We start from the raw sequence: 12,800 nt of genomic DNA, 5'->3' as shown, positions 1-12,800 counted from the left end.
TTTATTTATAGTCTAACAATCAACAAATGCCTAGAACCTGCATACACTTGATAGTGAATGATTGTATGGAGGAGGTTCAAAGATGTCATTAAGCCATAAACGTCAAACAAGGGAGATCATTACGAAGGCAATTTGCGGCAAAGGTCGTAAGTTCTCTACAGCAACCCATACCGTGACTCCGCCACATCATCCGACTAGTATTTTGGGGGCTTGGATTATCAACCACCAATACGAAGCGGTTGCCGCCGGGAACGGAATCGAAGTAATTGGTACTTATGATGTAAACATCTGGTACTCGTACGACAAGAACAAGCAGACCGAGGTAGCAAAGGAAACAGTCTCTTATGTGGAGCTCATCCCGCTTTCCTACCTGGACACGAGACACCGCACTTCAACAGTTGAGGTCTCTGCGGAGGCAACGCAGGAACCCAACTGTGTAGAAGCGGGCGTATCGCCAGGCGGAGGCAGTGTGACACTTCGCGTAGAGCGCGAATTCGAAGTGGAGTTGGTGGCTGAGACCAAAGTCCGTGTGTATGTCACTGAGCAAAGTGATGATCCAGAAGACAAGGATTATGATTTTGAAGGTGATAGCTTCGATTACGATGATCTGGACCCTGACAATCTGGATGATGAGCTGTAAGGAAGGATACGCCGCCGTTAACTGAGTATCAATGGGTTATGGTCCATTATATGTAGGGAGTGCGGCGGCGTAGAGGGCGAATGCCCTCCTTTTTTTTATTTATTTTTAGGATGAAAAAAGGTTCACGCTCGGATGGAGGCGCTAAAGAGTATGAATGAAGGTCTTAAGGTGTATTCAGAATTGTCTGTGGCAGAGAGAGAGTCTAGATTGCTTAGAAGCGGAGTTGAAGCAACGCTGACGCCATCTGTAAAACGTTTTGTCGATACATATGCTTCACACGCTACTGAGAAGGGGCACAGGCAGTGTTATAAGATATTGGTTTATCATTTGACTGTGCTCCACATCTCTTTGCTTGGAGCGGGTCTTGGAATGCGTGTGGCCACCGATAATTATAGCGAAGCTGTGAGCTTTGCTAATGCCGAGAGCAATACCACGGGAGGCCGAGTGCGGGGAGAGCTTCGCGGGGTGATGAAATTGCTCCAGCGGATTGCTGTCCGCACGCTGTACAGCTTGGGGCTGGATAGCGGTGAGGTCCTGCTGAGGGCAATGGGGAACCGGAGGTATGTGGTGGAGGGAGTCACTCCACTAGTAAAGACCTCCGGGCAACGATTGCCCGAGCCTTATCGTTCCGCAGCGTTAGCGCTGGAACGAGAGCTGGCTCTGGAGCAGCCGGGCCGCAGCGGCTTGCTGATGGGTATGGACCCGGAGTTCATCATCCTCCGGGAATCCACCGGCCGCGTCGTGCCTGCGTCGCGGTACCTGCCCACGGACGGCGTCGCTGGCTGCGACGCCGGACCTCCGGGAACGCGCGGCGCGTTCCCGGTCGCCGAGCTGCGCCCTCAGCCGCGCGGGGAACCGCGCGCACTGCTGGCGCAGCTGATGTCCGCCGCGGCGCTGGCGGACCGGCTCATCGCCGACCGCTCGCTGCGCTGGCGGGCGGGAGGCATGCCGCTGACGGGCTGGGCCCTCGGCGGCCATCTGCACTTCAGCGGCGTGACGCTGACGGCGCCGCTGTTGCGCGCGCTCGATAACTATCTCGCGCTGCCCATGCTTCTGCTCGAAGACGTCCGCGCAGGGGCGCGTCGTCCCCGATACGGCGTGCTCGGCGATTTCCGGACTCAGCCGCATGGCGGTTTCGAGTACCGGACCTTGCCGAGCTTCCTGGTATCCCCGGTCATCGCTAAAGGCGCGGTCTATTTGGCTCATCTGATCGTGAGCCATTATGAGGACCTGACGCAACGCCCGCTAGACCGGGAAGACCTGCATATCGCCTACTACAGCGGCGATAAACCTCCGCTGCGCGCCGCAATCCCCCCATTGCTGGCGCAGCTGCGTTCCCTAGGCGGCTACGAGATTGCCGCCCCCTATATCGAGCCTTTATTCGAATATATTGCCGCTGAGCGGACGTGGGATGAGTCGCGTGATATACGTGAGTTATGGTGCAGCAAAGTAAAAATGTGATATTTTACTATTTGGTCTACATGTTAACGATGGTCCATGAACCGATATCTTGAAAGCCAAGTCGTTTATAAATAACTCCGGCATGTGGGTTGTCATAAAAGAGGCATAATGACTTTCCTTCATGAAGCAGGTCTGCACATAGCTGTGCCATTACGCGCGAAGCAAGGCCTTGCTCTCTGAATGCTTGATGTGTGGCAACCCCGACAATCATCGCTGACATGGAATTTTCCGCTGAAGTTGAAGCTGTGACAATGACCTTATCTTCCCGTTCCATATAATACGTGCGGCCGGTGTTGCTTTCCAGCGTTTTACGCAGGCTGGTTCTTGAACCATTCCGGCTGCTTTCAAATTCTTCAATGGTATCGGTGAGTGCGCAAATCGCTTCTACATCCTGAACTGTAGCTTTTTTGATAGGCTCAGCTGAAGAGAAGGACTCACTTATTTTATTGTTCATATCTTTTAATTCAGCAAAATACAGCTGTTTTACTTGTTTGAAATTAATTTCCCCGTCAAAAGCCTTCACCACCTCTGAGGCTCCGGAGATCATATGCATGTCATTATCCTTTCGGATAATCTCAGCGAACCCCTCGACATCAAAAGGGCCATCTGCATAAGGAAGGTAGCTTCTATAGAAGCGTAGCAGAACGGCTTTTATCCGCCCGTCAGCTGGATCAATCTCTCCCCACAAATCCATGTAATCCTGTTCAAACCCAAAATTCTCCACATCGCCAATGATAAATAAATTAAGCGCCGGCTCTTTCCGCAGCAACGCCATCAGCAGCTCTTGATCATCCTTCGTTAGCTTTCGTATCATATTGTATTCTCCTTTGATTTTCATATGGGCTGACGCTCTGTGCTAATATTTTACAATATTTAAAAGCAGAAGAATATACCTCCTGTAAGTGTTTGTCTGATAAGTATTCTAGTCTTTCGTTGTACTAATGTGAGGTTTCAGGGTAACTTTGTCCACCAATTTTCTGTTATAATGGGGGACAGCATTAAATAGGCATGGAGGTTGACCATGGCACAATATACGCCGATGATAGAGCAATATTTAAAGGTAAAGGAAGGGGCTAAGGATGCCTTCCTATTTTTTAGACTGGGCGATTTCTATGAAATGTTCTTTGAAGATGCCATTTTGGCTTCCAAGGAGCTTGAGATTACGTTGACAGGCCGCGAAGGCGGGGGCGAGGAGAAAATCCCTATGTGTGGAGTGCCTTACCACGCCGCCGAGGGATATATTCAACGCCTGATAGAAAAAGGATATAAAGTCGCCATTTGTGAGCAGTTAGAGGATGCTTCAGTCACGAAAGGCATGGTGAAGCGGGATATTGTACGCGTCGTGACACCAGGAACCGTGATGGATGGAAAAATCATTGCTGACAAGAGCAACAACTACCTCGTTTGCGTTACCGAAAGTGACGGAATGATGGCATTAGCTGCCTGCGATTTAACAACTGGTGAGCTATATGTTACTTCGGTATTATCTGGAGCCGAATGGCTGCGTGATGAGATTGGCATCTATGAACCGGCTGAGATCATCGGAGACGCTGCACTGTTGGAGATCCTGCGAAGCGAAACGCCGCTGTTAGCCAAACCTGTAGTTTACACCCCTTGGGAGAAACGCGAGGAGGAGCTGGCACGTCGTCAGTTCGGTGAAGCGGCATGGGTACGTCTAGAGAAGGAACGTGGACAATGTCTGGCGCTTCTGATCTCTTATCTGAATGAGACCCAGCGGCGTTCGTTAGGGCAGCTTAGTCAGATTTCTCCTTATGAACCAGGCAATTATATGATTCTAGATCCATTTACACGCCGGAACCTTGAACTAACCGAGACGGTTCGCGAACGCTCCAAAAAAGGATCCTTGCTCTGGCTGCTGGATCGAACGGAAACGTCGATGGGCGCCCGTCTGTTGCGCCGTAGAATTGATAAGCCGCTATTGCAGCGAGCTCCGATCGAACGGCGCCTAGAGGCTGTCGATTATTTGTACAATCAGTTTATCGTTCGCGAGGACCTGCGTTTAGCGCTTAAAGAAATTTATGATTTGGAGCGGTTGGTGGGTCGTATTGCTTTTGGCAGCGCCAATGGCCGTGATATGAATGCCCTGAAATTATCGCTGGCGCAAATTCCTGCATTGAAGGAATTATGTATGACCTCCGGTTCAGCTACTTTACGAGAGATCGGTGCAAGCATGGATGAATGCGCCGAGCTGCGAGAGGACATTGACCGTGCAATCGTCGAGGATGCCCCGGTGTCTGTGCGCGACGGTGGAATTATCCGTTCCGGTTATCATGAACGTTTGGACGAGCTTAGGGAAGCTAGCAGTAACGGTAAACGTTGGATCGCTGAACTGGAGGCTAAGGAAAGACAGGCCACTGGCATTAAGTCACTGAAGATCGGCTATAACAAAATCTTCGGTTATTTCATAGAGATCACCAAATCCAATCTGGCTGCATTGCCGGAAGGACGTTATGAACGCAAACAGACGCTTGCTAACGCAGAGCGTTTTGTCACACCTGAGCTTAAAGAGAAGGAAGCACTTATTCTTGAAGCTCAGGATAAAATGACGGATTTGGAATACAGCCTCTTTACCGAGCTGCGTGATCGCATCAGCGGGCAAATCCCCCGCCTGCAAAATCTTGCAGAAAAGGTTGCCGAGATTGATGTGTATCAATGCTTGGCGGCAGTTAGTGCCGAACATCGTTTTGTGAAGCCAGTCCTTTCGGATGGTTATGATCTTCGGCTTGAAGGGGGCCGTCATCCTGTTGTGGAGGCGGTGCTTAAAGATTCCGCGTTTATTGCAAATGGAAGCACGCTGAGTAAGGAAGAAGGTAACATTCTTCTAATTACAGGTCCTAATATGGCGGGCAAAAGCACCTACATGCGTCAGGTGGCGCTGATCTGCATCATGGCTCAGATTGGATGTTTTGTTCCAGCAAACAGTGCTGAAGTTCCGCTTATAGACCGGATCTTTACTCGTATTGGAGCAGCTGATGATTTGATCGGTGGTCAAAGTACATTTATGGTGGAAATGGCTGACATCCAGGTTATGACAGAGAAAGCAACAGCTCGCAGCTTGATTATTATTGATGAGCTGGGAAGAGGTACCTCGACCAGTGAAGGTATGGCCATCGCTCAGGCGGTTATTGAATATGTACATGATGTTATTTCTTGCAAAGCTCTAGTTTCGACGCATTTTCATGAATTGGCTCATTTGGAAGGGAGTCTTAAAGGACTGCGGAATTACTCTATGGCTGTTCAAGAGAGCGGCGATAAAGTAAACTTCCTGCGCAAGCTAGTTCCTGGAGCGGCTGACAGCAGCTATGGGATCTATTGTGCACGTCTTGCGGGTCTTCCTGAAGGGATTATTGACCGAGCTTATGGTCTCTTACAGAGCATTGAGCAGGCAGCCCATCCTGGTGGTACTGAACTTCATTACGGGGGAAGCCTCGAAAGACAGGCGGCTGTAAGAGAAGTTGCTAGCACATCTTCCGTGGCGCAAGCCGTAAGTGTCATCACTGAGGCACCTGTAGAAAATGAGGTTGTTCAGTTGTCTATCTTTGGTGAGGAAGAACCACGCAAGAACCGCAAAGGTAGTGCACATCAAGTAGCGGTAACTGAAATCCATGAGAATCCCGCGCTAAAAGAGTTCATTTCTTCTGTGCGTGACGCTGATCTTATGAATATGACGCCGCTGCAGGCGATGAGTCTGTTGAACGAGCTGAAGATGAAGGTTAAGGATCTGCAATAAAGATTTTATAATAATTGATTGCCTAAATAAGAGGTGAATGAAATGGCCAAAATTCATATATTGGACGAGCATATTGCCAACCAGATTGCTGCGGGTGAAGTAGTAGAGCGGCCAGCTTCTGTTGTAAAGGAGCTTGTCGAGAATGCGATTGACGCTGGCAGTACAAGAATTGAGGTATCGGTAGAAGAGGGGGGCTTGCAGAGCATCCGCGTTAAAGATAATGGCTCTGGGATTGATCCTGAAGATTGTGAGACCGCCTTTTACCGGCATGCTACAAGTAAAATTCTGAATGGCCGTGATCTATTTCAAATCACAAGCTTAGGCTTCCGCGGAGAGGCACTTCCCAGTATTGCCGCGGTATCCAAGGTATCGCTTCTAACTGCAACTGCCGATGACGGCAAAGGGCGCCTAGTAGACATTGAGGGTGGCAATCTCATACGAAATGAGGACGCTCCTTCCGGCCGGGGAAGTGATCTTGCCGTTCGTGAATTATTTTTTAATACGCCGGCAAGGCTGAAATATATGAAGAGTATTCAGACGGAGCTGGGCCATATTTCAGATGCCATGTACCGCATGGCGCTCGCTCATCCGGGGATCTCTTTTACCTTGCATCATAATGGCAATCAGCTGCTGCATACGCTCGGAAATGGTGATCTGCTGCAGGTCATCGCAGCTGTTTACGGAACCAATGCCGCCAAAGCAATGCTGCCGATTACGGCAGAAGACTTGGATTACCGGATTTCCGGATATATAAGTCGTCCAGAATGGACTCGTTCCAATCGAAATGCAATCACTACTATTGTCGGTGGCCGTTATATTCGCAGTAATGGTCTGAACGCAGCAATCATGCGCGCTTATCATACCTTGCTTCCGATTAACCGTTATCCGCTATTAGTTCTTGAACTGGATATGCACCCCTCTTTGGTAGATGTCAATGTACATCCAGCAAAACTGGAGGTTCGATTTAGTAAAGAGAATGAGCTTTACACCTTTGTTGAGCAGGAGATCCGCAAAATACTGCTGGGGCAAAGTCTGATTCCACGTCCAAGCAAGGAAACAATCGGACCCAAGGGCAGCAGCTCCTTTATCCAGGAGCAATTTGCTTTTTCCAAAGGGGCCGTTCCACTGTCATCTTCGACTGGCGATGTGAAGGATACAGCTCCCACGGGATCTGCCAACTTCTTAAGTGGACTACAGTCATCGAGCCTTGACCGTAATTCCCGTGATTTTAGCAAGGAAGGTCAGGCGGATCATCAGGTGGCTCGCGAGGTGGCTCCAGCTTACGGGTCAGGCTATCCGTCTTCATCTTCGCAGGGGCGCCAAACTAGTGCGAATACTAGTTATTCCAATAGCTATCGCCCGCAAGAAACCTCAATGTCGCAGAAGCAGCTCCCTTCGGTTGAGAAGCTATGGGCTCCACCACAACAAGAAGAGCCTGGACTTCCGGCCTTTCCTGAGCTTAATTATATAGGTCAGCATCATGGGACGTATATTATTGCTCAGAATGATGGAGGGCTTTATTTAATCGATCAGCATGCGGCACATGAACGAATTAATTACGAATACTTCTATGAGAAATTTGGTCGGCCGGAGGATGCCTCACAGGAGCTGCTACTGCCGATTACGCTGGAGTTCACGCCTTCTGAAAGTCGCCAGCTTAGTGAACGTCTACATTGGTTTCAGCAGGCCGGGGTATACCTTGAGCACTTTGGCGGACAAACCTTTCTCGTTCGTTCCTTGCCCTATTGGTTTCCTGAAGGGGATGAGAAGGCTGTCGTTGAAGAAATGGCGGAGTGGGTCTTAAGTGAGCGTATGATTGATCTTGCGAAGCTACGAGAAAAGTCATCGATTCTGTGTTCATGTAAAGCCTCGATTAAGGCCAACCATAAACTAACAGAACAGGAAGTGGAAGCTCTGTTATCCCGACTTGCAGAGTGCAAGCAACCGTATACTTGCCCACATGGACGGCCGATTGTGATCTCTTTTTCATCCTATGATTTAGAGAAATTGTTCAAGCGGGTTATGTAATTATACATTTTTTGAAATTTGTTGAGAGCAAGACTGGAGGCACCATGATTATAACTACGGGGTATAGCCCGATAATGGAAATAGTAGAACGCGCGCAAAGCCTTGCGGAGAGAACGGGTTGTAGTTATGCTTCACGTGAGAAACTCTCAATTACAAGGATGGTTGAACATTACGGAGATGAGGATATTCTGATTCTATCTCAGGACGCTGTTCGACTACACCGCTTAGGAATGGAGCCTATGGAGTTTCATCCAAGCATGGGCTTCGTTCGCGCTAAACGAATCCTAAAGGGTGAGATCGAGCCGATGCTTGTTGCTGCTCGAATGCTTCCCGGAGATAGCGTATTGGATTGTACAGCCGGATTAGGAGCCGACTCCTTACTGTTTGCTGTGCATGGTGGTGAGTCCTCGGAGGTTACCGCTTTGGAGAGCTCATTACCGCTGTACGCACTGCTCAGTGAAGGGATGTCTCATTACACCTCTGGGCAAGTAAAGGTCAATGAGGCTTTACGCAGAGTTAATGTCGTGCATAGTGAACATTTGGATTATTTACGGTCTCAACCAGATCGAAGTGTGGATATTGTCTACTTCGATCCTATGTTTCGCGTGCCTCTGACGGGTTCTGCCTCGATTTCCCCGCTGCGGCAATTCGCTAACCGTGCAGCCTTATCGACAGAGAGTGTAGCAGAGGCGGTTAGGGTCGCCCGTAAGACTGTTCTTTTAAAAGAAAAGGCTTTGAGTGGCGAATTTGAACGCCTAGGGTTTACTGAGCTGCTCCGAAGCAACTCCAAAACATCGTACGGGGTGATACACATTGACAACTAAAGAAAGGCATAAGGTTCTAGTGCTGTTAGGACCAACTGCCGTAGGCAAAACCCGGTTAAGTCTGGAGCTGGCAGCAGCTTATAACGCTGAGATTATTTCCGGCGATTCGATGCAGGTTTATTGTGGTATGGATATTGGTACAGCTAAGATTACACCCGCTGAAATGAAGGGAATTCCCCATCACCTGATCGATATTCATGATCCGCAGGATGCGTATTCTGCCGCTGAATTTCAAGAGCAGGGCACTAGACTTATCGAGGAGATAAGCGCTAGAGGGAAGCTTCCCTTTATCGTAGGGGGGACTGGACTGTATATTGAGTCTTTATGTTACGGCTTTCAGTTCTCGGAAGCAGTGGCTGATGAAGCTTTCCGTAAAGAGCAGGATCAATTTGCGGAAGAATATGGAGCGCTTGCACTGCATGCCAGACTCGAGGCGGTTGATCCAGTCAGCGCAGCCAAACTTCATCCTAACGACCGTCGCAGAATTATCCGTGCACTGGAAATTCAACACCAGACAAACACTACACTTTCCGCTTCTCATGCTGCTCAAAAGAAGGAATCACCCTATGACTTATGTCTCATAGGTTTGACAATGGACCGGAAAATACTATATAAACGTATTGAGGACCGAATTGATAGCATGCTGGCGGATGGTCTCGTTGCTGAGGTGAAGGGACTGCTGGATAACGGTTACAGCAGAAGCCTTGTGTCCATGCAGGGATTGGGTTACAAGGAAATTGCCGCTTACCTGGCGGGAGAACTGACGCTGGAAGAAGCTGTGATACTGCTTAAACGCGATACTCGCCGATTCGCCAAAAGACAGTTGTCATGGTTTCGCCACATGAAGGAAATCGAGTGGATCGATGTCGAAGGTGAACAAAACTTTTCTGAGAATTTCTCAAAAATACGTGGTATAATAGCAGGAAAGTTTCTCTCAGGTCTTGAATATACTTCTGAACAATCTAATTGAACCATTGGGGGTACGTCATATGAACAAGTCCATTAACATCCAAGATACATTCTTGAACCAACTACGCAAAGAAAATATCCCTGCTACGGTATATCTGACCAACGGTTTTCAAATCCGGGGAATAATTAAAGCATTCGACAATTTTACAATCGTCATTGACAGTGATGGACGCCAGCAAATGGTGTATAAACACGCAATTTCCACGTTCACACCACAGCGTAGTGTATCACTGATGCAAGACAGCAGTAGTGAAGAATAATATTTATCAAAAATGAATTGAAACCTTTCTTGTTTATAAATCGTTTGAATAGAGTGTGAGAGAGCAACCTGTGAAGGTTGTTCTTTTCATTCATGGCAGACCATTTATGTTTATTTCCGAAAGGGAGTCAGGAGGCATTATGTCTAGAGACGATACATCCAGGACGAATCACAATAGAGATAGAGGATCGTCCAGTTCCAAATCAAAACCAAAATCAAAACCAAAAAAGAAAAAGAAATTTTTGACGAAGAAGCGTGTGCTGTGGAGCTTGTTCTTCGCTACGGCATTAGCCATTTTTTGTGCATTAGGTGGATATCTGTTCATTATGCTAAATGGTCAAAAGCTTCTGCTTGAGAACCAAGATAAGCTAACAGTGAATGAAACTACTAAGGTATATGACCGCAATGCTAATTTAATCGGCGAATTATCACTGGAGAAAAGTGATCCAGTAGAGTATGAAGAAATTCCACCGTTATTGGTTAATGCTTTTGTAGCCACAGAGGATAAACGTTTCTTCGAACATTCTGGTGTGGATTTATGGTCGATTGGCCGGGCAGCAGTAAAGGATATCGCCGCACGAAGTATGGTAGAGGGCGGTAGTACCATTACTCAACAGCTCGCCAAAAACATCTTCCTGACACGGGACAAGACGTTTTTCCGTAAAGCAACTGAAGTGTCTATTGCCGTAGCCCTTGAGAATCAGAAATCTAAAGAAGAGATCATTACGATGTATCTGAACCGGATTAACTTCGGGGGTACAATTTACGGAATTAAAGCAGCATCAGTAAGATATTTTGGTAAAAGTGATTTGAGTCAGCTTAAGGTCTGGGAAATCGCGACATTGGCGGCGATGCCAAAAGGCCCGTCTCGTTACAACCCGCTGCGTAACCCAGATCTTTCGAAGGAACGGCGCGCAGTAGTGCTTCAGCTTATGTATGAGCAAGGGTACATAACGGAGCAGGAAAGAGACGAAGCAAAAGCCGTAGATTATAACTATAAGCCGCCAGAAAAGAAACAGCGTTATCAAGCATTTATTGATTTTGCAGTAGATGAGGCGGAAGAAAAATTTGGATTGTCAGAAGATGATCTGAATATCGGCGGATACAAAATTTACACTACCATGGATAAGCATGCTCAAGAAACGGTTGAAGATGCTTTTGCAGATAGTGATAATTTTGAAAAGAGTGTAGATGAAGAGCTGGTACAAGGCTCAATGACGATTGTGAATCAGGAGAATGGCAGCATTGTCGCACTCCTTGGCGGACGGAATTATGAGAAAAAAGGCTACAGTCGTGTAACTGGCAGCCGTCGTTCTCCAGGTTCTGCTTTCAAACCAATTGTCTCTTATGCTCCAGCGCTGGAATCTGGGAAATTCACCATGAATTCAACGCTAAGCAATGAGAAGCAATGTTTCGCGAACTATTGTCCAACCAACCTGCATGGATATTCTAAGAGCATCAACATGAGTGATGCCATTCAGAAATCAGAGAATATTCCTGCTGTTTGGCTGCTCAATGAAATTGGTGTGAATACAGGATTTAAATTTGCCAAGAAACTAGGCATTGGATTGGAAGACGAGGATAAGAACCTCTCGCTGGCTCTTGGAGGCATGAGCAAAGGAACCAATACGCTGGAAATGGCGCAAGCCTACAGCGCTTTTGCAAATGGCGGCGAACTAAGAGAGGCTTATTCCATTAAATCCATCTCTGACAGCAGTGGTGAGACGGTCTACAAAGCGAATACAACGCCTGAGCGTGTGATGAGTAAGGAAACGGCTTATCAAATGACTGAGATGATGCAGAAGGTCGTGGAGAGCGGTACGGGTAGAAAAGCTAGGATTGACCGTCCTGTGGCCGGTAAGACCGGTACGACGCAAAGTGGATATTCTGGAATCAGCTCGAACCGTGATGTGTGGTTTGTAGGCTACACGCCGGAATGGACAGCAGCAGTCTGGATGGGTTATGACAAGCCAAGTAAAAAGCATCTGCTTAAGAACAGCAGTCCGCTTGCCGCTGCTTTCTGGGGTAAGGTCATGGAGGAAGCGCTGAAGGATGTTCCTAAGAAATCCTTCCCGCAGATCGATAACGAGATTGCCCCTGAGCCTACAGAAACACCAGAAACAGCTCAGACCGTTACTGGACTATCAGCAGCATATGATCCTTCTACGATGACTGTAAATCTCAATTGGGAGGCAGTTCCTATTTCCGGAGTTGAGTATCGTATTTATCGTAGAGAGACATCGGAAGCTGAGTTTGGCTCACTGTTAAATACAGTGACTACCAGCGCAGGGGATTTTAGTGCACTGCCTGGTTTGGTTTACGAGTATTATGTAACTTCTTATGACCCTGCGCTGAAAGTGGAGAGCGAACCATCCAATGTGGTTAGTGTATCCGTGCAGGATGAAATGCCAACCCCTGAACCAACCATAGATCCTAATCTTCCGACCCCGACCCCAGAGGAAGGTGGCAACAACGGAGAGAATGGAAATGGTGGCAATAACGGAGGCGGCAACGAGGGTGGCGGAAATGACGGAGGTACAGGGACGATCCCTGAAATCACCCCGCCACCGCCAACACCAGTGCCGACTCCAACTCCAGAACCCACTATCGGTGGAGAAGGTTCCGGCGATGAGAGCGGGAATGTGTCCACAAACCCTGATCCAGAGGCGGGGTTTGTGAACGGAGATTCTTCCGCTCAATAAACGAGTTTGAATTTCAAATAATAAGCTTTATCCATGGCAGCCCAGCTTCGCTTTATTTAAAAAGCGAAGCTAGGCTGCCGTTTTTGTTAGGTTTAGAAGAAAAATTTCTTGTATTTTGCGGGATGTTTTGAGTGTATCCTCTAAATGTGTTAAGCTGAATAGACCA

The 12,800-nt window shown here is 48.0% G+C and carries 9 protein-coding genes; 8 read left to right on the top strand and 1 reads right to left on the bottom strand.

From position 1 onward, the window contains the following. Positions 1 to 82: 82 nt before the first annotated feature. Together MKX34_RS18170 and MKX34_RS18165 are read left to right on the top strand one after the other, a co-directional pair. On the top strand, positions 83 to 640 hold the full coding sequence (locus tag MKX34_RS18170) for an outer spore coat protein CotE (protein ID WP_036687755.1): 558 nt from the start codon (positions 83 to 85) through the stop codon (positions 638 to 640). 468 nt (positions 641 to 1,108) lie between these two features. Beyond that, positions 1,109 to 2,101 (top strand): hypothetical protein, encoded by a 993-nt coding sequence (locus MKX34_RS18165; protein WP_256717803.1) that lies wholly within the window; start codon positions 1,109 to 1,111, stop codon positions 2,099 to 2,101. Positions 2,102 to 2,117: 16 nt separating this feature from the next. On the opposite strand, the gene MKX34_RS18160 is transcribed toward MKX34_RS18165, so the two are convergent. Then, positions 2,118 to 2,915 carry a GNAT family N-acetyltransferase gene (locus tag MKX34_RS18160; RefSeq protein ID WP_076103959.1) on the bottom strand — a complete coding sequence of 266 codons (798 nt, stop codon included), beginning with the start codon at positions 2,913 to 2,915 and terminating at the stop codon, positions 2,118 to 2,120. A gap of 207 nt (positions 2,916 to 3,122) precedes the next feature. Here MKX34_RS18160 and mutS point away from each other — a divergent pair, with 207 nt between their 5' ends. The 6 genes from mutS (at position 3,123) to MKX34_RS18130 (ending at position 12,634) form a co-directional block, all read left to right on the top strand. Next, the gene (mutS, locus tag MKX34_RS18155; RefSeq protein ID WP_036687747.1) at positions 3,123 to 5,852 is read left to right on the top strand and encodes a DNA mismatch repair protein MutS; all 2,730 of its coding nucleotides are present in this window, start codon (positions 3,123 to 3,125) and stop codon (positions 5,850 to 5,852) included. Between the two features lie 42 nt (positions 5,853 to 5,894). After that, positions 5,895 to 7,880, top strand: a complete 1,986-nt coding sequence (gene mutL / locus MKX34_RS18150) for a DNA mismatch repair endonuclease MutL (RefSeq protein WP_076103958.1) — start codon at positions 5,895 to 5,897, stop codon at positions 7,878 to 7,880. 11 nt (positions 7,881 to 7,891) lie between these two features. Continuing rightward, positions 7,892 to 8,704: a class I SAM-dependent methyltransferase gene (locus tag MKX34_RS18145; protein WP_305953509.1), complete on the top strand. Its 813-nt coding sequence runs from the start codon at positions 7,892 to 7,894 to the stop codon at positions 8,702 to 8,704. Beyond that, on the top strand, positions 8,694 to 9,674 hold the full coding sequence (gene miaA / locus MKX34_RS18140) for a tRNA (adenosine(37)-N6)-dimethylallyltransferase MiaA (protein WP_063829841.1): 981 nt from the start codon (positions 8,694 to 8,696) through the stop codon (positions 9,672 to 9,674). The genes MKX34_RS18145 and miaA overlap by 11 nt, the downstream gene beginning before the upstream one ends. A 19-nt stretch (positions 9,675 to 9,693) precedes the next feature. Next, positions 9,694 to 9,933 carry an RNA chaperone Hfq gene (gene hfq, locus MKX34_RS18135; RefSeq protein WP_036687741.1) on the top strand — a complete coding sequence of 80 codons (240 nt, stop codon included), beginning with the start codon at positions 9,694 to 9,696 and terminating at the stop codon, positions 9,931 to 9,933. 139 nt (positions 9,934 to 10,072) lie between these two features. Further along, on the top strand, positions 10,073 to 12,634 hold the full coding sequence (locus tag MKX34_RS18130; RefSeq protein ID WP_036687740.1) for a PBP1A family penicillin-binding protein: 2,562 nt from the start codon (positions 10,073 to 10,075) through the stop codon (positions 12,632 to 12,634). Positions 12,635 to 12,800: the final 166 nt, after the last annotated feature.

This window comes from Paenibacillus sp. FSL R5-0636, assembly GCF_037974255.1.
Classification (GTDB): Bacteria; Bacillota; Bacilli; order Paenibacillales; family Paenibacillaceae; genus Paenibacillus_AQ; species Paenibacillus_AQ odorifer.
The sequence above is the reverse complement of the archived record's forward strand: the minus strand, read 5'-3'. Positions and strand labels throughout refer to the sequence as shown.

Excerpts from the sequence above, each read along its gene's own strand:
- MKX34_RS18170 (WP_036687755.1), top strand. The coding sequence starts at position 83 with ATGTCATTAAGCCATAAACGTCAAACAAGGGAGATCATTACGAAGGCA.
- MKX34_RS18165 (WP_256717803.1), top strand. The coding sequence starts at position 1,109 with ATGAAATTGCTCCAGCGGATTGCTGTCCGCACGCTGTACAGCTTGGGG.
- MKX34_RS18160 (WP_076103959.1), bottom strand. The coding sequence starts at position 2,915 with ATGATACGAAAGCTAACGAAGGATGATCAAGAGCTGCTGATGGCGTTG.
- mutS (WP_036687747.1), top strand. The coding sequence starts at position 3,123 with ATGGCACAATATACGCCGATGATAGAGCAATATTTAAAGGTAAAGGAA.
- mutL (WP_076103958.1), top strand. The coding sequence starts at position 5,895 with ATGGCCAAAATTCATATATTGGACGAGCATATTGCCAACCAGATTGCT.
- hfq (WP_036687741.1), top strand. The coding sequence starts at position 9,694 with ATGAACAAGTCCATTAACATCCAAGATACATTCTTGAACCAACTACGC.
- MKX34_RS18130 (WP_036687740.1), top strand. The coding sequence starts at position 10,073 with ATGTCTAGAGACGATACATCCAGGACGAATCACAATAGAGATAGAGGA.